The sequence below is a fragment of the Spongiimicrobium sp. 3-5 genome, from assembly GCF_046557915.1.
Classification (GTDB): domain Bacteria; phylum Bacteroidota; class Bacteroidia; order Flavobacteriales; family Flavobacteriaceae; genus JBHEBG01.
The window spans coordinates 375,093-397,389 of sequence record NZ_JBHEBG010000002.1 but is presented as its reverse complement, the minus strand read 5'-3'; the positions used below and the strand labels follow the sequence as shown (position 1 = coordinate 397,389).

Genomic DNA, 22,297 nt, shown 5'->3' with positions numbered 1-22,297 from the left:
TGGAAATCTATTGTACCTGAAAAGATTTATCCAGTTCTTTAGGGTACCGTTCACCTTGCTTTTTCCACCAAGCGTCCAGTTCAGTTTTTAGTTTTTGCTGAACTTCTGCATAGTTTGGATCATCAAATACATTTTGGGTTTCGAGCGGATCTTGGTCAAAATCGTACAGTTCATATATGGCCTGCTCTTCGGATATGGCCTTACGGATCATTTTTAACGGGCCCAACCGTAACATACATAGGTTTTTGTTAGGGTCTTCCCCAATAATGGAATACACCTTGTTTTCCCATTCGGAAGCAGTATTTCCTTCCCTAATTATGGGGAGGAGGCTTCTAGATTCCATTTGGGGAAGGTCCGCCCATTCTTTATCTCCGGCTACATCTAAAAGGGTACCATATACATCGAGGGAATTTACCAATTCTTCGCGTATCCCTTTCTTTCCATACCCTGCTGCAGGCTTTATAAGCAATGGGATTTTTGCACTTACGTCGTACATCTCTCCCTTAAAAAAAGTGCCATAAGCGGTATTAAAATCGCCATGATCCGCTAGAAAAACAATCCAAGTGTTTTCCCAAAGCCCTTTTTCTTTTAATTGATCGAACATTTTTCCCAAATAATGATCTATCATACTTATTTGACCATAATAGGCCGCTAGTACTTCCTTGTACTTACGTTCGTCCCATGAAGTGCGTAATTTTTTTGATAACTTTCCAAAAGGACTCATTGTAAATATGGGGCTACTTTCCATATCGCTATAAAACCTTGGTCCAAGCACCATATCATCAGGGTTGTACATGGTATCCCATGGTGTAGGGGCCAAATATGGCTGATGGGGGCCAAAAAAAGAGGTAAACAGAAAAAACGGTTTGTCTGGACTACTGTTCTCAATAAAGTCCATGGATTCTTGTGCAGTCCAAGGAATATCATGCTGTTCCTTGGTCCTCCAACCGCTACCCATAATAAACTTATAGATGCTGTCCGGGTAATAGTTTTCGTCCCTGTCAAAAGTTGCTACGATGTCTTTTTCATTATGCTTAAAATGATTGGTTTGTAACCATTTAACATAGTCCGAGTTTTTATCATCATCCGCATACACCGAGTAAGGTGCATCATTGAGGGCCTTAAAGTCAAACCCAAATTCATCGGCTGCCGGGACAAAGTGTAGCTTTCCTACCAGGCCAGTGTTGTAACCCTGTGATTTAAGTCGCTCAGTAAGCAAATATTGATCAATACTGGTTGTGCCGGCTACTTTTTCTTTAAAGGGTACCCAATTGGTGACCATACCATTCCCTGGTGGAAATATTCCGGTTTTAACCGAAGCGCGGGATGGCGCGCAAACGGGAGACGGGCAATAGGTATTTTTAAAGAGCAGGCCGTCTTGTAGCAAAGCGTCTATATTTGGTGTTTTTACTATAGTATCTCCCATGGCCCCAAACCTATCGAAACGCATTTGGTCTACCATTACCATAAGGATATTTGGTTTCACGGCCTTTTTTTCAACCTGTTTGGTAGTTTCTTTACAAGAGAAAAATAGGGCTAGTATAGCTATGGCTAAAACTAGTCTTGTTCCAATTTTATTCATCTATGTGGGTTCTTTGATTTCTAATTTAATAAAACAAGCCGTGGGACTCCTGGGTATAATCAATAATGATGGTATTAAAAGTACGCTAAAAGATTATACCATAGAAACCCAATTTTGTTTAATCTGTCTCAGGCATAATCCTAACCATTAGCTGTTTAACCATGCTTTAAAATCACTGGTCTTTTGTCTGCTGACTACAAAATCTTGATCTCGCGGGTTTGAGACGGAAAGTTTTACCCGATGATTAAAATAAGGTTCGATTTTTTGAATTGAACTCTTGGCGATTAGCTGTCCGCGATTAATTTTGTAGAACAGGTCTTGATCTAGCGAACTATATAATTGATCTATGGTCTCATCAATAATATGGCGTTTGCTGGCAGTTACCCCAAAAGTGATACTTTCCTCCGAATAAAAATATAGGAAATCTGAAATTTTGACTTGAACAAAACCACTACCCTCTTTTACCAATACACCGTTGCGTTTACTGGTTGGTTGCAGGCTATTGAGCAGTTGTTTTAAAACTTCCGGGGCTACCATTGGTGGTTTATTAGACTTGGCAAACTTGTCCAAGGCGCCTAATAATTCTTCTTGCTGAATCGGCTTTAGCAAATAATCGATACTATTTACTTTAAAAGCCTGGATGGCATAAGTGTCAAAGGCTGTTGTAAAAATAATGGGTGCTTCAACGTCTATCTTTTGAAATATCTCAAAACTGAGTCCATCGGCCAATTGGATATCCATAAACACAAGATCAGGAGCCGTATTTTTTTGAAACCAAAGCACCGCATCTTCCACAGTATCGATGATTCCTAATAATTGATACTCAAAACCACACGTTTTTAACATTTTTTGGAGCTGATTTGCCGCTCGCGACTCATCTTCAATGATCAGTACCTGCATAGTTGTTCTTTTGATCGGATAATTTTAATAAGGGTAGGGAAACAACAAATCGGTTTCCGTCATTGCGTATATCAACGGATTTACTTGAAATAAGCGTATACCGTTTTTCAATATTCTTTAACCCTACCTGTGTTGAGGGTATCTGTGTAGATTTGGGTTGTATCTTGTTAGCCACTACCAGGCTATTATTCTTTACGCTAACGGTGATCACCAAAGGTTTTGCCTTGGAAATTACATTGTGCTTTATAGCATTTTCCAATAAGAGTTGTAGGCTCATCGGTACAATCATGGAGTCTAGCGAAGTTTCCGGAATGTTCCATTCCATTTTTAGGTTATCCCCAAAGCGTTCCGATTGTATGTGGGCGTAAGCCTTGGCAAACCGCAATTCATCACGTAGTGCTATTAGATTAGCGTTTCCGGACTCCAGTATAAAACGGTATACGTCCGATAATTTGTCTACAAAAACTTTGGCATCTTCCTTGGAATTCTGATCTATAATATCGCGCAGCGTATTCAGGGTATTGAACAAAAAATGGGGTTGGGCCTGGTTTCTCAGCGTATCCAATTGTGTTTGTACGATCATTTGCTTGGCCTGTTCTTCTTCCCTGATCGATTTTTTAAGTCGCGAGTAATAATAAACCGCTTCATAAATGGCCATGGTCATGGTACTGATCAAAATAATAGGTACTAATATTTTGGTTTTTTGAACATGATTGTAGTCATCACCAAAAATATAAGCCAGTAAGGCACCTCCGGCTAAATCTACCAAGACCACAGTAATCACTATGGTGAGGAAAAACAACACAATACGCTTTGCATCATCCTTAAAAGTTGGATACCTTTTCCGCAACCTTATCATTATTGCGCGTATTATAAACCAATCGCAGATAGAAAAGAACAAGGATACGCTCCAGTTGAGCAACGCAATTAAAAAAGGATAGCGGGCAAACGAATTGTTATTGAAAAGATAGTCGGTAGTAAAACTTAGAATTAAAATGCCAATTACAATGAACCAAGAGTCATCAAAACCCAGATATTTAATACGATTCTTCTTGTTGATCAGCATTATGGTTAAATTATAATTCAATAAGTGGCATTCCTTGCTTCGCCTGATAGAAGGTGAATCCTATCCAAGCGGCATATAACAGTCCAAAAACAGTTACCACAAGAACCTGCTTGGGGTGTTTGGCAATCCAGTTTTTAGACAACCCAAGAGCGAATAACGGAATTATTTGTATTCCATGCAATGCGAAAAAATGTGCTACCCGCAGATCTCCGGCAATGGTACTCCAATTTACCAAGGGTAGACCCGCACCACCATCGGCCACCCCTACGTTATGAGCCATCTGACCAATCATCTGGCCGCCTACCCAACTACCAAAAAGTACAACCAGCCAACCCATTAATATAGCCCACTGTACGGATTTGGGGATATTTAACTTCAGTCTTATGGTGTCGACGATAAACAAAACCATAAGTACTACATTTATCCCTATGAGCACTCCCATCATTAAATAGAGCAGTGCATCCATAGGGGTGGTTATATTGTAATGCGAATGCACTCCCCGCGATGCTTGGTATACGATGATACCTACTTCTACCAATAGCGTCCAGGACACAATATTATAGATTATTTTTTTCTTTCTTCTAGAATATGGATACAAGCTTAGTAGATAGCCTACCGTTAGCATATAGATACCCGTTGACAGTAAAAATTTCAAGGGTTTAATCCAAACATTTACCCCCATAAGGGTTCTGTCATCGACAAAAAGCCCTATGATGCATGCAAGAGCACCAATAAAATTGAGCAGTACAATCCAATAAAGTTGTGGGCTTTCTTCTTTTACCGTGCTAAATATGTGTTTTACGTATCTCATGATTGTCTTTGTTTGATGGTTCTCATGATCATGAAGAGCAGAAAGCCAATTGGCCCAAGCATAAACGTTGCAAAAAGACAGGGAGCGATCAATAACTGGTGGATGCCTAACTTTTTATTTTCATCCAAAATCCACATCCCAATGAGTAAATCGAAGGCCAGGTAATGCACCCAACCGGCCAAGACCGCATTTTCTTCCGTAAACAATGCCATTACCGAGGCAAGGCTACCAAAATCCATCCCCCCTCCTATTTGCATTGCTATAAAAATGTAAATGGCATATACGGCAGATAGTAGTAAGGGGATTATTTTAAAATCTATTAAGAATCGGGTGGCTTTCCATTTGGGCAAGAAGATCATTAAGATCCACATGGGCATAGTGATCATCCCGACTAAGGAAAATACAGCTGTTGGTGTCATATTGGTCTAATTTTATAGGTTAATTTTATTACTGTTGACCAAATATGCAGTGCATAGGTAGAAAAAGAAACGACTTTATGTTCAATCGTCGCTAAAGGGTATTGAACTGTTATCTTGCCTATTCAGCACAGGATTTACTTTATAAAATCTGGATAATCTCTTGGTATATAGAAAAATGCGGCGCTGATCTGCCGCTAATTACGCGGAAAAATTGTGAAGAAAATAGATGTGTTTCAGATAGTTGCCCAAGTACTCATGATATAACAATAAACCAGGGAAACATGCAGAGAGAAAAGGACGGTACGTCTTACTATGTAATACGTTTGTAGCCTTACCGCCCCCTGTGCTGCAGCTATGTTTTAACCTATGGGGGTCATCTCATTTAAGGAGAATTCCTCAACAGCACCGTCTGTAGCTTTCATGTATGCCGCCAAGTTGGGATTGTTCATATGCGCTTGCCAGAGTTCCCTGCTTTCCCAGTTTTCATGGAAAAGGAATAGGTTGGGGTTCTCATTATCTTGATGAAGATCGTAATTGATACAGCCTTCTTCGGCCCTGGTAGGCATTATTAGTTTTAGGAGCTCCGACTTTACCAACGCTCTTTTTTCTTCTTTTGCCAAAATTTTTGCTACAATTGTCAATTGATCGTTTTTCATACTGATTTTCAAATTTATTTAGTTTTATATTATAGCGTAACGATTACTTTTCCAATAGTTCTACCACCTTCTAACTGCTGATGGGCTTTGGCCATTTCATCAAATGGAAAGGTTTGCGAAACGTGCGGTTTCACAGCACCGTTTTCCAATAGTGCTTTAAGGGTATTCATATCATTGCCATTTGAATGTACCATTAGGTTTGAAATACTCACATTGCGGGTTTTAGCCAAATCTAAGACTTCCTTGGAAAATACCGGCGTGGGTATTGAAACAATTGACCCACCATCTTTTACTACTTTAACAGAGTGCAACAATATCTCGCCATTGAACATGTCAAAAACAAAATCTACGTCCGAAACGACATCTTGAAACGCTTGCGCCCTATAGTCTATATGCTCGTTGGCACCCAAAGCAATTACAAAATCTTTGTTTTTGGCCGAACTGGTGGTAATTACATAAGCGCCCATAGATTTGGCAATTTGAATGGCAAAATGTCCAACCCCTCCTGAGCCGGAATGTATAAGCACACGATCATTTTTTTTAATTCTAGGTTGCAGTACCTGTAAGGCCGTTAATGCTGCCAAGGTAGTGGCGGCTGCATCTTCAAATGAAACCGTGGATGGTATTTTTGCTAGATGATCTTGGGGAGCAGCCACCAATTCGGCATAGGCATTTGCCGCCCCCGGAAAGTTAACCATCCCAAAAACACGATCATCAATTTTAAATTGGGTTACCTTGTTGCCCACGGCAATTACCGTCCCGGCAATATCCCAACCCAATACAACCGGTTTTTGCTCGCCATATATCATCTTAAGTACATCTTCGTTAGCCCTAACCTTGTAATCTACCGGATTAACGCTAATGGCTTTTACGGCTACCAACACTTCATTATCGCCCGGCATCGGTTTTTCTATTTCTTTGGCAATGAGGTTTTCAACACTACCTGCCTGCTCTAATAATATCGCTTTCATGATTTTAATTTTAGTTTTATCAATAAACTATCAAAAGTATAGTAACAAAAGTAATTAGAGTTTTACCAACAGGCAATAACGGTCAAATTGGATAGTAGCACAAAAAATCATGTTATAAATGTTATATATCTGATTATCAAATCATTAAAAATTGTTAAATTAACTATAAAAAGTATAGTTGTATACTATGTGCTTGTATGCTAAATTTGCTTTTAGATAAGATGATAGTATGGCTAAAAAACACGAGAAAAGACTGATAAGATATAACGATAAGTTGTTTTCCTGCACCACAAGTATAGCCATGGAATTAATTGGAGGTAAATGGAAGAGCGTAATTTTGGTTTATTTGATAGACGGTAAAAAACGATACAATGAGCTTCGAAAGTTGATTTCCACAATTACCGAGCGTACACTAAGCTTACAGCTTAAACAATTAGAAAAAGACGGGCTCATTTCCAGAAAAGTATACGCGCTAAAACCACCTCTGAAAGTAGAATATGCCCTTACCCCGTTTGGGGAAAGTTTAGCTGCGGTCTTAACATCCCTTGCCGAATGGGGAATGACCGTGGCCAATGACAAAGGAGAATTTATAAACCAATAATTGTAGGGATACTTACTTTCCGGTAGGTCCTTAAAATTTGGTATCAATACATTGTATTCGGATTTGCAGATTTTTTAGGGATTTGTTGGATGGCATCCCAATGCTCGCATATTTTTCCATTCGCATCGAACCGAAAAAAGTCCATGGTAACATATTCATCATTTCCAGGCCATGTCTGGTGCGTATGCAGGGCCACTAAATCGCCCTCGGCAATACATCTAACGAAGGCAATGGATTTATTTGGGTACTCTTTTTGCATCCTATCAAAATAGGTGATAAACCCTTCGGTACCATCCGCTACATCCGGATTGTGTTGTATGTAATCTTCCCCAATATACTGCGCTACTGCTTTTCTAGGGTTTCCTTCATAGGCCATTTTGTAAAACGCAATTGCACTTTCTTTGTTCTTTTCCAAACTCATCGATCTTATATGGTATTAAATAATTGGTTTTTGGCTATTGTCCTTATTCTTCGCCCACTTTTACCAAAACGGGCAAATGATCCGACACACAAAGCCTATTCTTACGCTTATCCTCAATAGCGGTATACTCCAAAACAGTTAGGTTTTTAGTGAAGACGTAATCTATTCTATTTTTTGGGGTAACGGTAGGGTCAAAACCGTTAAAAGTTCCTTTTGGCCCTTTTCTGTTTTGTTTGGCGTCCTTATACGCATCGTGTAGTTTTGATCTTAAAATCCGTATTGGTTTGCCGCTGGGCTTACTGTTGAAATCGCCCATTACTATAATTTTTTTACTGGTTATATCCAGTTCTTGCAGCAAACTTACTATAAGCTTGGAAGACATGGTACGGGCCTCCTTACCCATATGATCATAATGGCAATTGAGTACGTAGAATAGTTCGTTGGTATTTTTGCTGGAGAACGTACCAAAGGTCACCACTCTCGGTATTGCGGCATCCCAACCAATGGAAGGCTTATTTGGGGTCTCCGATAACCAATAGGTTTTTGTTTCAATCAGGTCAAACTTTGAATTGTTAAAAAATATGGCCGCATATTCACCTTTTTCCTTGCCATCGTCCCTACCAACACCCGTATAGGTGTAATGAGCAAGCTTGTTATCCAAAAAAAACATTTGGTTCTTTAATGCTTCTTGAACTCCCAAAAAATCGGGCTTATATTTGGCTATCAACCCAGCAACTTCATCTTTTCTGCTGTCCCAATCGTTTTTGCCATCTTGGGGATTGTCATATCTAATATTAAAAGACATAATGGATGTCTGGCACTGTAGACTACCAATCCACAGCACTACCAAAAATATGGAAAGGAAAATTTTAGGTGTATTCAAAATACGTAGTTTTAGTGTCCTTTGCGTGTTTTTAAATCAAATATCAGCCTTAGCTGTTTCTATTTTATACCTCCCCGCAACGGCCCTCTTTTTCTTTTGCCCCTAAGAGTTTGTTAAACCCCCGAACCTCGCGGCGGTAAAAATTCTTTAACTCCTTTCTGAAGTTTGTGTTCTTAAAAAAATTCCGCATAGTGTACAAATTTAGGTTTTGGCCATGGTCTAATTTTCCGCATCTGTGTTTAGAACCCTAGACTGACCACTCAATAGCTTCCATCCATTCTTTCGTTTTATAATAGTGCCAGATTCTAAAATTGATACATTTAATGAGGTGCCGGCCGTATCTATCATAACACCCCCCACAATTCCGGAGTAATTTACTATTTCATTGGACAGGGGATTTACTTGTAGGTGATCCCAATGCAATTTAACGGATTGAAAGGCTTTTGCATTTTTTTCCAGAATAGTTCTAACCGAATCGTAGGACAAGGCCGAGCTGTACCCCGGGGGTACCCAAAAGAAATCCACAGATTTATCCAAGTACTTAAATTCTGCACTTAGTCCATCTTTGGCAACATCTTTATGATACTTATTTAAAACAACACCTACTTCTTCAATAATCGCTTCCTTGTCCAAATCCTTGGTTTTATCAATTGGATTACATGATACCACTATGAGACTTACTATAAGATAATGTATGAATTTCATTTCAATTTTGTTTTACAGCGATTATTTTATTGATATCAACTGCCCATAGCACTTCAAAAATAACAATTGTTTATTTAAGATACCATGCACTAATGCTTAAGTTAAAAATGCTTAATACGAGATTCAAACCGTTGGTAAATGGCCTCGTTTTCGGAACCATCTATATTCTGACTTTGGAAAACCTGGGCGTCTACCCCACTTTCCGTGCTAAGCTTAACGGCTTCTGCAGAGATCATGTTCATAATCATGATTCCCAATATGGAAGACGCCGGGCCAATCTGTTTGTTGCCTATGGTAAGTACGCCATCACCGGAGGGTACGCAATTGTCTATGACCAAGTCTGCCAACTCATACAACTTTTTACCACTGGCATGCCTCGACGGATATTTTTTTGATTGGGCCAAGGAGGTAATGGCAATTACGGTAAGGCCCATCTCTTTTGCTTTTAAGGCCATTTCTATGGGTATTGCGTTTCGGCCAGAATTGGAAATTATAATAATGAGGTCCGACCTATCAAATGTATATTTGTCCCACAGTAATTCTGCCAATCCGCTTATTTGTTCCACTTCTGCCGATTTTCTGGCACCACCTGCCAATAATACCATATCGTCCATTATAGCATTTACATTGGCAATGTTAGAAGCCCTACCGAACAATTCCATGGCTACCATCTGGGAATGACCTGTACCTAGGGTATGCACAATTTTATCATTCTCGATTACATTGGCTACCAATCTTGAAGCTTCCAATAGCTGTTTTCGTTGCGTTGTGGCCAACTTGTGTACAAGTGTGTTTATCTTTTCCAAATATTCAAACATAGTACTCCTATTAAGATGTGTTGTTAAGGCTACTAATACCGTAGTGGCACTAAATATATTCAAAATAGTCCTATAACAAGAATCCGCATCAATAGCGACTACTACGTCATGAAATAGTTTTTACAATAATAAACTGTGGATATAGCTGTTTGGCAGGGTAGCAAATAAATGGTGTGGCCTATTCCTTTATTGCGCCAGGCATCTTCTCCAATTCGGGACTTCTATAGCTCATAAAAAAGTTGATCCAAATATTTCTAGAAATTCTAAGAATTATGGGTAGTGCAATAACCATTACTACAACGATGATACCATAGGTGGTTATTAAACTTAGGTCTAAAAGCAAGTAAGAAATAACGAAAGCGGCTATGGCAAATGAAAGTCCAACCGGGTAGCTTACGTACATGGCCCCATAAAAAAATGAGGGCTCTATTTTGTATTTTGTATTACAATTACTGCATCGTTCGTTCATTTTTAAAGTGCTTGAAATTTTATACGGATTGGCCTCCGAATACATGCTTTCCGTATGACAAACAGGACAGTGACCTGTAAATATGCTGTAAATTTTAGAACCCTTTAAAAATTTCATGATTCACTTTTTAGTTATGTACAATTGGTGTAGTCAACAAAAAACAAACTCAATAACAACTTTAAGTTTAGTTGTAATATTCACGTCTTTTATTCCTCTACCATTCCCATAAAACGGGCGGCAATTGTTTAATTGCAAAGTACGTGTTTTATAAGGGTAGTCTACTTATAGATTTTTCTCCATTTTTTGTACTTTTAGGACATTAATGTGTTTTATGAAGAGCATACCTATTTTAAATATAGAGCAGTTTGAGCAAGAGGAGTCCCTAGCGGACTTTTATTCCAACAACTTAGCTCCTCATTTGGCGAAAAACAAAGAAATTGTCCATAAGCCTCATAGGCATAACTTCTTTCTCTGCGTGCTTTTCACTAAAGGTTCGGGCTTACACGAAATAGATTTTAGCGCGTATCCCGTAACACCAGGAAGTGTATTTTTCTTAAAACCAGGACAAACCCATTCTTGGAATTTTAATAGCACCCCAGAAGGTTATATTTTCTTTCATACACAAAATTTTTACGAGCTGTATTTCTCCAATAAAAAGCTTGTTCAATTTCCATTTTTTTATTCTTATAAAAATCCGCCCAATCTTCTGTTAGGGCCGGATAACCTCCGGGCCGTAGCGTCTCGTTTTAAGGAAATTAATACGGAGTATAACGAAAGTCTGGTATATAAAAAACAAAAATTGGCGAGTCTTGTTAATCTGGCATACATTGAGTTAACACGATTTTATGCTGGCTTTGAACCACAAAAAAAGATGTTATCTTCTACCTACCTCAATACTTTGGATGCATTGGAAAATAAAATCGAAAGATATTATAAGACCGAGAAATCGGCGAAGTTTTATGCAGAAAGCTTAAATGTTACTTCCAAACATCTAAATAGAATTGTAAGAACAACCTTGAACAAAACAACTACAGAGCTTATAAATGAACGTATTTTACTGGAGGCAAAACGACTTATAGTACATTCTGAAAATTCTTTGGCCAGTATTTCTGAAATTTTAGGTTATGAAGATTATGCCTATTTCTCTAGAGTGTTTAAGCTAAAAACGAATAGCACGCCTTTGGAGTTTAAAAAGAGTTATCATAGTTGAATTTTGTTTATGGGTATCTGTAAACCTATCAGCGGCCGGGATTATCTTTTTTAAGAAATATTGTTTACTTTTTATTATCTTGATAGATGCTTAAATTAAGCACTAAACCTTTTAATCACTATACGCATAGGATTATGACCAGACTATCCTGTTTTCTGGGCATCGCATTTTTGTTTGCTGGCCAGTTTACCTTTGCTCAATATTCCAATCGGCCAACATACAATAGCTTCAACGAATTTGCCAAAGATCAAAATTTACTGTTAAAACGGGTTGAAGAACTAAAAAGTAAACGGCCGCTCCTTAATCAGCAGTACAAAGAAGCAATTTTAAAAATGGCTCCAATTGCCATTGAAGAGCTTAAAGCCTGGAATGCTTTTGCAAAAGTCTTTAATAAAAGGGTAGCATTAGACCTTGTCCCAGAAAATGAAACAGCATTTGAACGGGTAGCACGGGAAAAGGAGATACAAGAAATATCCAAAAGTTTATTTCCTCTAAATGACATTGCATTAAAACAAAAAGCGAAATTGAGCGTAGCGCAAGACACTGTTAACAAGGCGTGGAATAGGAAATCTGGCAATGAAAACACTATTGCCAAACTATTAAACCAACACCAGCAATCTAGAGCAATACACGAACCCCATTTTCAACCCCCATTTATTGAAGAAGTAAAATTATTCCAAGGGAACGAACTTATTTTTAATGGGAAATGGGAACCCTTTGAGCATTTAAAAAGTTCAGATGTACAAATTGAACAGGGTATAAAGGCCATTGATGAACATATTGCCGCAATAGATGATATGGAGCGCTTGCTAATTGAAAGCGAAGGCTTGTTAAAAGGTGTTGAGGAAGAGTGGCAAGACTTAAATCTTTATGGGTTAGATCTTAAGGTAGCACAATTAGCTTCGGAAGCATTGATGGAGTATGCAGATATACTTCTTTCTTCATTTACTTCTTCAAGCCCCGGAGCAACCGTTATTTTTGAGGCACTTTACCGCACACCCGAGGCGTGGGATGGGGTAAGGGATTTTACAGCCCTAATTTCCGGAGGCGAATTTGTGCACAATTATGAAGACAGGAAAGTACACGATTCAAAACTACCGCAAGAGCTTATTGATCTTAGATCACAAGCTGCAGAAACTGGCAAGGCGCAGCTAACAGATAGGGCCAGATACATGCATTATCTAAATTATGGAAATGCAGGCAGTTTATTGTACGAGAATATGAAGGGTGATGCCCTTAAGGAAGCGGTAAGTATATTTTACGGAATTTGTGCAGAAACCGCTATACAAAAAACCTTGGTGAGACTATCTAAAGAAAAGGGTACACGAAGTCTTTTAAACTTACTTTTATGGGGAAGTGCTAAAAATATACATAAGAAACCAGCACAATGGCTAGATATTTACGCTTTTAATGGGGGCGATTTGCTAAAAAATCGGAATCAATACAGGTCTTTAATTAGAAACGGGGCACCGAGTTTTTTTGATAATGGATTTAATGTCTTTAAAAGTATGAAAGCAGACAAGGTAAAGACCATTAAAGACTTAAACACCAATAACCTATTAACGGGAGTTCTAGAAACCTTAACTGTAAATGCGGTAAAAAGTGTTACGCTAAGCGCAATGGACCAGGCACGTTTGCAGACAGCCATCGATCAGGCATTTGTTGAAATCCGTTATCTCGGGGTCATTAATATGCGTAGAAATTTGCGTACTAAAATTATCATGGAACAGGCAAAAATAAATGCCCTACGTGATGGCTTGATAAAATTGCTGGATGAGAGAAACAATATAGGGTATAGGGAATTTAAAAACATCTTTGGCGAAAAGAACAACATTTCCATTCCCATTGTTCAAGGAAAAAGCAAACAGATTCGTGCTCAGGTTCGCTTTAACAAAGCAGTGGTCGGTGGTGGATACAAGTTTAAATTGGATGGAAAAGAACTGCCTTTTGATCGTATTGAACAAAAGGGGACTACGTATACTGCAAAACTGAACGCTACCGATTTCGCCCCGGATAATGGCAAGGGTAACAAAAAAGTTGATTTATGGTTTGCTGCATTTAGCGATGGCCTAGCTACCTTGGATGGGGATCCAAGCTCCGTTACCACCTTAAACCAGTTAGCGGATGGAAGCATTGATGGATGGAAAAAATATCAAAGTGGGTTTGACAAAAATTACTCCTTTACCCTGAATTATGACAGTGAAAAGAATCTTGATGAGATCGCTGCCGGAATGGGTAGGCTTTTTGTTGAAGCATATGGATATGATGGAGAGCCCATTTCACAGATTATATATTTAATGAAAGTGAACAATGGGGAAAGACAACGAGGGTACGATTTAATGTCTGTAAATAGTCATAAGGACATCGCCCCTGGGAACTATGATTATCAATTACGTAAAGCTTTTCCAGAATGGGGCTCCTTTGTGTTACAAGAAGGTAAAACTACTACTGTTACTTTTGAAGGGTTCGGTGGGCTACATATAAAAGTATTAAACAGTACCAACGAAGAGATTCGTCCTGTTATCAGAGTAAATCAGGTGATTGATGGAGAGGTACAGGGTAAATATGAGCTGTTTTCAGCTGGGGGAATCATGAATTTGAGGCCCGGTATCTATTCAATTAGCGTTGCTACACCTTTTTGGGAAAAAAGAATTGTTGAAGTATTTGAAGGCAAAAAAACCAATGTTATCGTTGATGGTTTTGGACGTCTGCAAATGAGACTTGCAAATGCCCAAGAGCAGACTATTAATGTTCCTGTGCGGATTTTTCGCTTAAATGATAAAGGAGAAAAAATAGGAGGATATAGCCTTACCCATACAAAAAATAGTACTATGGAATTACAACCTGGGATGTATTACTTTGAAATTCTCTCTAGCAATATACCAAATGGCGGGTCTAAGGGAAGTTTTCAGCTATATGAAGGTCGCTCCGTTTCAATCAATAGATATACAGAATAACATAATGAACCACACCACACCACTTTTAGTATCGCTATTATTTACTTTAACTTTTAATGCGGGTAACAGTCAAAGTCTTGCCTTGAACAAAGCTGATTTTGAGTCTAACGAGCCTATTACCGTTTCAATTAAGGATATGACGCAGGCAAAAAACTTTTGGGTAGCGCTTGCACGACCCGACCAATCTCCATCGGACTATTTGGATGCCCAATGGATGGATAACGAAGGGCATACAAAGATGTATGCACCAAGCAACGCGGGAAGTTATGAGGTTCGACTTTTCATGAACTGGCCCAATGGAGCCTATAAAGTAAAGGCCATTAATCCGTTGAGGGTAAAAAGCTACGCATCTGAAAATGAAGTAAGATTTCCCTATTTCTCTTTATCCCAAGATTGGAAACTTATCACCATGCTATCCAAAAATGAAGACAAAGATCCCAATACGCAAATGCTTACGGAAATGTCGGATGAATGGATTATTGAGCAGTTTGAAAAGGAAAAATCATCTATAGGACTAGCACGACTGGAGGCAGTTTACAAAAGAAAATTACTGAATTTACTTAACTCTAAGGGGTATTATACAAACCTACGTCTTCCGGATATTACCAATACAGAAATCGATGCCATTACAGCTAAATACGATTCTTTGTCCGACAGTAAAGGAAAAAGGTGGTTGTCTCTAAGAGAAGCATGGAAGGGTATCAATTATATTTTCGACATTAATCATCCAAAATTTGCCCGAGATCGGGTTGTGCGCATGTTCAATTCCGAAAAGTTGACAAAAATATTTAAACCCGTATGCGCCCTAGGGGAAATCCATCAATTCTACTTTAGCATTTCCGATGGAGAATTGCTAAAGGATTTTTGGAGGATCAAATTGAACGGTAGATTGGACAAGCTAAACTGTCAGAATCATGACATGTATATTTTTAGGGATGGTCTTGGCACCCAGGACCTATCCGAAATTGAACGTATCAAACAGAAAGAAAATGAGCATTTTTCGTCGCTAGGACTCAGCACTACGCCCTTTCCCCCATTTAAAAATGAACTTAAGATAAATTGCTATTAGGGGTGCTAACGGCCTTTGGTTTTGAATAGATTTGTAAGGTTGAAAACTTGCCTTCATTCTTCCAACCAAACGACTATAGCACCTTGTTGCATATCTACACCGATATTTTTCTTCTCCTAGCGGTGATGTTCCAAGTATCCATTTTTTTGTTGTTACGGATAACGGAAACTTCATCATGCAGATTAATGGTAGGACAAATATGATAGGGAACCCCGTAAAACACATCGCCTACGGATAGTTGCTCCCAATTGGCCACTTTAAGGACTCCATGTTCTTCGCTTTGCGAAAGTAATTGATAGTCATCCAGATTTAAAAACTTTACCCTTTGGTGAATGGGGTTCTCTGAAGCTACTGATTTGTGGCCCAAATCTATGGTAACAATTCCCGCAGTAGGTTTAGAAATAACCCTGCATATTAACAAGGCTGCATATTTAAAGTCTTGTTCGGTTAACTTTTCGTTATAACCCCAATCCCAAAACAAACAGGTACCCGGACTACTGATACGGTCCGCTTCATGGATATGTGAGGTAAACGAAGGTGTTCCACCACAAATTAAGTGCAAGTTTGGATTGGCCTTCTTCAAGGTTTGGAAAAGAACGGTAATGGGTTGTAGACCACTTTCAATCTGATCTTTTCGTTTTTGAAAATCAGGATCTCGCAAATGCCCATCATATACATGTAACCCACTTAAATTAAGATTGTTAAGATTATTTATTTGTATTATAAGTTCATCCAATTGTAAACCAAGTTCAATACCGGATCGGTTCATTCCACTATTAATATCTATGTAAATACCTATGATGACGTTCTGCTCAATCGCCTCGTCATTCATTCTTTTGGCCGAATCTAAATTATCTATTATTGTGGTGAAGCAGGTATTTGGAAAACGTTTTGTTAAGGCCCCAAAACGTTTAATTTTTGGTCCAACCAACTGATGGGCTATCAGCACACCATCTGCGCCTTCTTTTGCTGCAATCTCCGCTTCGGCAATCGTTGATGCCTTAAAATTCTTTACACCTAACGATATCATAAGGCCAATTACCTTGGGCATTTTATTGGTTTTGACGTGTGGCATCAGCATACTAACCTCTCCCCCTGCCATGGCTAGTATTTCGTGAAGGTTGTACATTAGATTTTCTTCATACAACACAATTGAAGGAGAATCTACATCTTCTATATTCTCTATATCATACCAGTTTTTCATAGCTTTTCCAAGTATCATTATCCTAGATTGTTAATTGCCATTAAACGGCCCTTCAAATGTAATAAATGCATTGTCAAACTTAGGTGGGGTAAGTTGTGGACTTCTGGCATATCGTATCACTTTCCCCATAATTCCATTTTCATTCAAATCTATTTGGGTAAATAATATGCCATCAGGGGTTATCATGGCATATAAATTACCAGCTTCCAAATAAATCAGCGGATAGGTTTCGGTCTGGGAGTCTTCAGTTTTAAAAACAACATGGCCCTTTTTACCATCTAGGACAAGGGTACCTTTACCTTTAGTTTGATTTTCATCATTTTCGTAAGTAACAATTACTTGTGCTTCACCGCTCGGTTGGACGTTGGCAACATCGTTTTTTATAAAGGGAAAAGCCAAAATATGGGCCATTTCCTCTACCTGATAAGGGCGTTGCGTATTGCACATAATGGCAATGGACAACTGCTGTTGGGGAAAAACACTAACTATACTCCGTGTACCTTGCATCCAACCTGCATGCTCAAATATTTCCCTGCCAAAAGGATCCCAATTTCTCCGCCACCCAATGCCAACACCCGTTTCTTCCCCAGATTTTAGCTGCTGACTTCGAAACATTTCCTTTACCGTTTCCTTGTCTATAAAACCGTTTAAATAGCCATTGCCCAGTTGCACAAGATCGGTTGGGGTAGATACCATACCCCCGGCACCCCATTTGTAACTTGGGTCTTCTGGTTTTTCCACTTTTGATTTATTGCCAGATTGGTCTATGGCATACAACTCGGTCATGTTTTCAACTTTGGCATTTCTTAGATCCGGGCCTGTAGCTATCATTTTTAATGGTTTAAAAATATGGCCTTCCAAATAATCCAAGAAAGAAATACCAGCAACACCCTCTACAGCACCGGAGAGCAAGGTGTATCCATGAGTGGAATAGTTATATTCCGTACCCGGTTCAAAGAGGAGGTCTTGATGGGCAAAAACTTTCAACGATTCGTTTATGGAACCGTAAAACCTGTCCTCTATAAGATCTCCAGGAGAATAATGCGGAATACCCCCTATATGACCAGCAATTTGACGAGGTGTAATTGGGTAGGTTTTTTCCGGAAAAGTCGGTACATAGTCTTGTATCGGTACATCCAAATTAATCTTATCTTCCTGCATCAGTCTGGCAATGGCCGTGGCGGTCATTAGCTTTGAAACCGATGCCGCACGAAATTTGGTATCAACCGTCACAGGTTCCTTTAGAGCCATATTGGCATAACCAAACCCCTCCGCAAAAACTATATTGCCACCCTTACTTATTGCAATGGAAAGTCCGGGTGGGCTATTTTCCGATTGCATATATGTTTTGAGAATCTCCCGAGCCAGTGTTTTGGCTTTTTCATTTTCTACCGCAAGGCTAGTAGATTCTGTGGTATTTACAAGATTGGACCGTGTTTGTTTTCCGGAACAGGCGGTAAACAGAAGCAGCATCGTAATACCGATTATGGTTATGCTGCGCCGATATGTTGGACTGAACATGATATTGATTATTTTTGATTGATTGATATATCTTTACATAAAGATATATAGTACAATAATACAAACTTATCTTTAAATCAAGATATTTTTACTAGTTTTATTTGCTTTCTAAAATCTCCTATTTAGCATGAAAGAAGAAACAACGGATTTATTGGATACCCTGGTGCTTGAATGGAAAGAGGAGCGGCCAGATTTGAATGCTTCGCCCATGTTGGTAGTGGGCCGTATCCTAAAGATGGGCAAAATATTGGAAAAACGGGCCAGTTTAGCCTTACAAGACAGTAATATCCATTATACAGATCTAGATGTCCTAGCCACTTTAAGACGCTCTGGGAAGCCTTTTGAACTTACACCGACCCAGCTAATGCAATCGGTTTTAATTACTTCGGGCGCCATGACGGCCCTGTTGGACAGATTGATGAAGTTAGGTCTAATATACCGCGCCCAGGATCCAAGCGACGGTCGCATAAAGCGCGCCGGATTAACCAAAAAAGGCCTGAAGATAATAGATAAGGCGATTGAAACAAGATTTAATGAGGCCAGTGAGGCTATAGCAATATTTAATAAAGAGGAAAACGAGACACTGGCTACTTTGCTAAAAAAAATGATGTTGCATTTGGGGAATTAATTATAAAATTGCAGTCACATACCTCCTATTATAAATACTTCTGAAGGTTTTCTTTAAAATAGGCCGCGCTATCGGTAATACTCTGCAAAGAGTCTTTGGCAAAATTACCACCTTGTTCCAAAAAATAATATTCCAGACCAGAACGTTCTGCGTGGGGCAAAATATCATTATAGTCAATAGATCCATTGCCCAATTCTGTATAATCCCTTGTAATTTTATCCATGTCCTTTATATGCCACATCACATAACGCCCCGGTTGGTCTGCTATAAATTTTGCCGGGCTTTGTTTTGCCGAGTGCATCACCCAATAGAAATCGATTTGAAATTTAACCAAAGAAGGGTCTGTTTCCCTCAGAATAATATCATAACCGGTTTCCCCACCCAGATCTTCGAACTCAAAGCCATGATTGTGATAAGCAAAACCAAGGCCCGCCTTGTTTACTTGCTCTCCTATAGTATTCAGCTTTTGGGATAATATTTTAAAGTTCTCCAGTGTTCTAAAGTTAGGAGCCAGCCAGGGCCATGTAATATAGCGTTGATTCAAAATTTTTGCTCCTGCTATACATTGGTCCACATAGCGTTCCAGGGCTTCGTCCGACTTGTCAAAATACTCAAAAAGGCCGTAATGCCCACTAGAAGTGGTTAATTGATGATCATCCAAAATTTGTTTGAACTCTGCCGATTTAAAACCATAATAGGTACCATTTTCCCCATCATAACCATAGATTTCCAGATCTTCATACCCCAATGCCCGTACAGTCTTTAAACTACCTATCGGGTCTCGCTCCATGGCGTCCCGGATGGTAAAGAGCTGCAATCCCATCTTATATTTATTTGTACGATTCATAGCAAAACCCGAAAAGGGAACTAAAGTACCGGCCATAAGCAAACCAGACTGTTTCACAAAATTTCTTCTATCCATTATCCTTTACTTGCCTTTATAACAATTTACATGCTAGTTCCTCTAGACTTATATGGGCATGAAGATAAATTATTTTTTTAATGCCACAACCATGCATGCCAATCCGGTGAGCCCCAAGACCGTATTATTCACAAAATTAATGGGTATTGATAGCTGCATAACCGATTTCTTTACAAAAGGATTATACTTTGGAAACGCAATTTCTAAATACGTATATTTATGGGATAAAAATTAGACTGACCTCTATATGAACATCAGAATTATTGGAGTATTTTTACCGACCCTCCTTGTTTTCCATTCCATTGCTTACGGACAAGTATCAGACACTGACAACAGTACTAATGTTAAACCTCAATACCAAATAACCGAGCTTTCGGAAAACCCGAAGGTCGATGGGGAGATATTGAAAGAAGCTCTATGGGAAAAGGTACCGTCAGTAGATAATTTAGTGCAAATTAGACCAAATTATGGACAAGCAGTTTCGGAAAAAACAATAATCCGCGTTGCCTATACCAAAACCACTTTTTATGTTGCCGTTGTGTGCTATGACAGTGAACCTGGGAAAATTGTAGTATCGGATTCTAGACGCGATGCCGATTTAAATGACGAGGACAGCTTCCTCTTTATCATAGATACCTATAACGATCAGCAAAATGGGTTTCTTTTTGGGACCAATGCCCAGGGAATGGAATACGATGCACAAATTGATAATGAAGGGAAAGGAAATTTTAACACCAACCGTCAGCAAGGCGGGGTTATTGGGGGTACCAATCTAAATTGGGATGCTTCCTGGACGGTAAGAACCCAGCTGGGTGATTATGGCTGGAGTGCCGAGTTTGCCATTCCCTTGCGCTCTTTGCGCTTTGCAGCTGGTGAAAACAAAACATGGGGGCTTAATTTTAGGAGAAACATAAGTAAGAATACTGAAACTTCGTATTGGACTTCCCTCCCACTGGGTTTTGATATGAAACGGCTGTCGTTAGCAGGGAAATTAAATGGTCTGAACCTTAAAAATCCGGGCAATTTAAAGTTGATTCCCTATGCGTTGACCCAGGTAGTGAACAACAAGGCGGTTTCCCCAACAGATACCGACACCAATGTTGAAGTGGGTGCCGATATAAAATATAGCATTACCCCTAGTTTAACCCTAGATCTTACGTATAACACAGATTTTGCACAAGTGGAAGTAGATGACCAGCAGGTAAATCTAGATCGTTTTAATCTTTTTTTTCCTGAGAAAAGAGCCTTCTTTTTAGAGAATGCCGGACAGTTTAGCGTGGGCAGCCCGGGAGAAGTGGATCTGTTTTTTAGTCGACGAATAGGTATTGGTAACGATGGAGACCTTGTACCTATAATTGGTGGGGCACGCCTCTCCGGAAAGGTGGGCAATACCAATGTTGGACTTTTAAGTATGTTTACGGACGATGTGGAAGAAGCCAGCATTGAAAAAAATAATTATTCCGTAGTGCGGGCCAATCACGATTTTCAGGGTACCCGTTCCTCATTGGGGGGCATGTTCATCAATAGGGCCGGATTAGGGGACACCGAAGACGATTACAATAGGGTTTTTGCCATGGATGGTACCTGGGGTATAGGAAACAAAGCAGAAGTAAATGGTTTTGTAGCAAAGAGCGTTACGCCGGGCATTGAGGAAAAAGACCATGCTTTTAAGATTTTAGGAAATTACAATTGGAATGGTTGGGACCTTAGGGCCGGGTATACCGAAGTTGGCGGTGGGTTTAACCCCGAGGTAGGTTTTTTACAACGCACCGAGTTTAAAAAGCCCGAATTTCTAATTCTAAAGGCACATCGGGTAAAAAATATGGGCAACCTGCTCGAAATTCGCCCCCATGTTTCCTATAGGGGCTATTGGAATTTTGATGATGAACTGATCACCGGATTTTTACATATAGACAACCATTGGGAATTTAAAAGTGGTTTTGAGATCCATACCGGAATTAATTTTACCACAGAGCGCGTATTGGAAGACTTTGATATTTCTGATGTAACCGTACCCGTTGGCAACTATAAGAACCAGGAACTACAGTTTATCTTAATAACCAACCCCAACAATGCTTTTTCCCTGGATACCCGTACCATTATTGGTGGTTATTTTAATGGCGACAGAATTACCAACAGCGGCACAGCAAGATATAGAATTGGCGACAGGTTTAATACTTCCCTTACTTTTAGCCATAGCGATATAAAGCTACCAACAGGAGACCTAACCGCCTTTGTAAGTGGTCTAAGACTTTCCTATTCGTTTACCCCTAGAATGTTTGTACAGAGTCTTATTCAGCGGAACAACGTATCTAACATTACTTCAGTAAATGCTCGCTTCGGATGGCTGCAAAACGCAAATACAGGTCTTTTTGTAGTATTTAATGTGGTAAAGGACGATGACCTCATTGATGCTCTTAACAATCAAATTTTTACGGTAAAATATACCCACAGATTTGATATCCTGAATTAGGGTAGCTTCGA

21 protein-coding genes are annotated in these 22,297 nt (G+C 39.3%); 6 read left to right on the top strand and 15 right to left on the bottom strand.

The features are described from left to right. Window positions 1-7: 7 nt before the first annotated feature. The 7 genes from ACEQ81_RS09910 to ACEQ81_RS09880 all read right to left on the bottom strand — a co-directional run bounded on the left by ACEQ81_RS09910 (window position 8) and on the right by ACEQ81_RS09880 (window position 6,405). Entirely contained in the window at window positions 8-1,582 is a 1,575-nt protein-coding gene (locus tag ACEQ81_RS09910) for a sulfatase-like hydrolase/transferase (RefSeq protein WP_411030726.1), read from the bottom strand. A 147-nt stretch (window positions 1,583-1,729) separates the two neighbouring features. Further along, entirely contained in the window at window positions 1,730-2,482 is a 753-nt protein-coding gene (locus tag ACEQ81_RS09905) for a LytR/AlgR family response regulator transcription factor (RefSeq protein ID WP_411030725.1), read from the bottom strand. Beyond that, entirely contained in the window at window positions 2,463-3,548 is a 1,086-nt protein-coding gene (locus ACEQ81_RS09900; protein WP_411030724.1) for a sensor histidine kinase, read from the bottom strand. Before ACEQ81_RS09900 ends, ACEQ81_RS09905 begins: the two co-directional genes overlap by 20 nt. Before the next feature lie 10 nt (window positions 3,549-3,558). Continuing rightward, window positions 3,559-4,359, bottom strand: coding sequence for a hypothetical protein (locus ACEQ81_RS09895; RefSeq protein WP_411030723.1), 801 nt, complete (start codon window positions 4,357-4,359; stop codon window positions 3,559-3,561). Then, window positions 4,356-4,778: an ABA4-like family protein gene (locus ACEQ81_RS09890; protein ID WP_411030722.1), complete on the bottom strand. Its 423-nt coding sequence runs from the start codon at window positions 4,776-4,778 to the stop codon at window positions 4,356-4,358. The genes ACEQ81_RS09895 and ACEQ81_RS09890 overlap by 4 nt, the downstream gene beginning before the upstream one ends. A 359-nt stretch (window positions 4,779-5,137) precedes the next feature. Continuing rightward, window positions 5,138-5,434, bottom strand: coding sequence for a putative quinol monooxygenase (locus ACEQ81_RS09885; protein ID WP_411030721.1), 297 nt, complete (start codon window positions 5,432-5,434; stop codon window positions 5,138-5,140). Between the two features lie 29 nt (window positions 5,435-5,463). Further along, a complete protein-coding gene (locus tag ACEQ81_RS09880; RefSeq protein ID WP_411030720.1) occupies window positions 5,464-6,405 on the bottom strand; it encodes an NADP-dependent oxidoreductase in 942 nt (313 codons plus the stop codon). Between the two features lie 229 nt (window positions 6,406-6,634). Here ACEQ81_RS09880 and ACEQ81_RS09875 point away from each other — a divergent pair, with 229 nt between their 5' ends. Next, a complete protein-coding gene (locus ACEQ81_RS09875) occupies window positions 6,635-7,006 on the top strand; it encodes a winged helix-turn-helix transcriptional regulator (protein ID WP_411030719.1) in 372 nt (123 codons plus the stop codon). A 43-nt stretch (window positions 7,007-7,049) separates the two neighbouring features. Here ACEQ81_RS09875 and ACEQ81_RS09870 read toward each other — a convergent pair whose 3' ends face one another. From ACEQ81_RS09870 to ACEQ81_RS09850, 5 genes are all read right to left on the bottom strand, one after another. Then, the gene (locus ACEQ81_RS09870; protein ID WP_411030718.1) at window positions 7,050-7,427 is read right to left on the bottom strand and encodes a nuclear transport factor 2 family protein; all 378 of its coding nucleotides are present in this window, start codon (window positions 7,425-7,427) and stop codon (window positions 7,050-7,052) included. Between the two features lie 43 nt (window positions 7,428-7,470). Further along, window positions 7,471-8,310 carry an endonuclease/exonuclease/phosphatase family protein gene (locus tag ACEQ81_RS09865; protein ID WP_411030717.1) on the bottom strand — a complete coding sequence of 280 codons (840 nt, stop codon included), beginning with the start codon at window positions 8,308-8,310 and terminating at the stop codon, window positions 7,471-7,473. Between the two features lie 219 nt (window positions 8,311-8,529). Beyond that, on the bottom strand, window positions 8,530-9,015 hold the full coding sequence (locus ACEQ81_RS09860; RefSeq protein WP_411030716.1) for a hypothetical protein: 486 nt from the start codon (window positions 9,013-9,015) through the stop codon (window positions 8,530-8,532). 101 nt (window positions 9,016-9,116) lie between these two features. After that, window positions 9,117-9,833 (bottom strand): sugar isomerase domain-containing protein, encoded by a 717-nt coding sequence (locus tag ACEQ81_RS09855; RefSeq protein ID WP_411030715.1) that lies wholly within the window; start codon window positions 9,831-9,833, stop codon window positions 9,117-9,119. A 178-nt stretch (window positions 9,834-10,011) separates the two neighbouring features. Continuing rightward, the gene (locus ACEQ81_RS09850; protein WP_411030714.1) at window positions 10,012-10,419 is read right to left on the bottom strand and encodes a DUF983 domain-containing protein; all 408 of its coding nucleotides are present in this window, start codon (window positions 10,417-10,419) and stop codon (window positions 10,012-10,014) included. 214 nt (window positions 10,420-10,633) lie between these two features. Between ACEQ81_RS09850 and ACEQ81_RS09845 the strand changes: the two genes are divergently transcribed. The 3 genes from ACEQ81_RS09845 (at window position 10,634) to ACEQ81_RS09835 (ending at window position 15,538) form a co-directional block, all read left to right on the top strand. Then, window positions 10,634-11,512 carry an AraC family transcriptional regulator gene (locus ACEQ81_RS09845; RefSeq protein WP_411030713.1) on the top strand — a complete coding sequence of 293 codons (879 nt, stop codon included), beginning with the start codon at window positions 10,634-10,636 and terminating at the stop codon, window positions 11,510-11,512. A 134-nt stretch (window positions 11,513-11,646) separates the two neighbouring features. Next, window positions 11,647-14,469 (top strand): hypothetical protein, encoded by a 2,823-nt coding sequence (locus tag ACEQ81_RS09840; RefSeq protein WP_411030712.1) that lies wholly within the window; start codon window positions 11,647-11,649, stop codon window positions 14,467-14,469. 4 nt (window positions 14,470-14,473) lie between these two features. Then, window positions 14,474-15,538, top strand: coding sequence for a hypothetical protein (locus tag ACEQ81_RS09835; RefSeq protein WP_411030711.1), 1,065 nt, complete (start codon window positions 14,474-14,476; stop codon window positions 15,536-15,538). 94 nt (window positions 15,539-15,632) lie between these two features. Here ACEQ81_RS09835 and ACEQ81_RS09830 read toward each other — a convergent pair whose 3' ends face one another. Continuing rightward, a complete protein-coding gene (locus tag ACEQ81_RS09830) occupies window positions 15,633-16,742 on the bottom strand; it encodes an alanine racemase (protein ID WP_411030710.1) in 1,110 nt (369 codons plus the stop codon). Between the two features lie 30 nt (window positions 16,743-16,772). After that, entirely contained in the window at window positions 16,773-18,263 is a 1,491-nt protein-coding gene (locus ACEQ81_RS09825) for a serine hydrolase domain-containing protein (RefSeq protein ID WP_411030709.1), read from the bottom strand. Window positions 18,264-18,390: 127 nt separating this feature from the next. On the opposite strand from ACEQ81_RS09825, the gene ACEQ81_RS09820 reads away from it, so the two are divergent. Further along, on the top strand, window positions 18,391-18,891 hold the full coding sequence (locus ACEQ81_RS09820) for a MarR family winged helix-turn-helix transcriptional regulator (RefSeq protein ID WP_411030708.1): 501 nt from the start codon (window positions 18,391-18,393) through the stop codon (window positions 18,889-18,891). Window positions 18,892-18,919: 28 nt separating this feature from the next. On the opposite strand, the gene ACEQ81_RS09815 is transcribed toward ACEQ81_RS09820, so the two are convergent. Next, a complete protein-coding gene (locus tag ACEQ81_RS09815) occupies window positions 18,920-19,813 on the bottom strand; it encodes a sugar phosphate isomerase/epimerase family protein (protein WP_411030707.1) in 894 nt (297 codons plus the stop codon). A gap of 247 nt (window positions 19,814-20,060) precedes the next feature. On the opposite strand from ACEQ81_RS09815, the gene ACEQ81_RS09810 reads away from it, so the two are divergent. Further along, complete coding sequence (locus tag ACEQ81_RS09810) at window positions 20,061-22,286, top strand: DUF5916 domain-containing protein (protein WP_411030706.1); 2,226 nt, start codon at window positions 20,061-20,063, stop codon at window positions 22,284-22,286. Window positions 22,287-22,297: the final 11 nt, after the last annotated feature.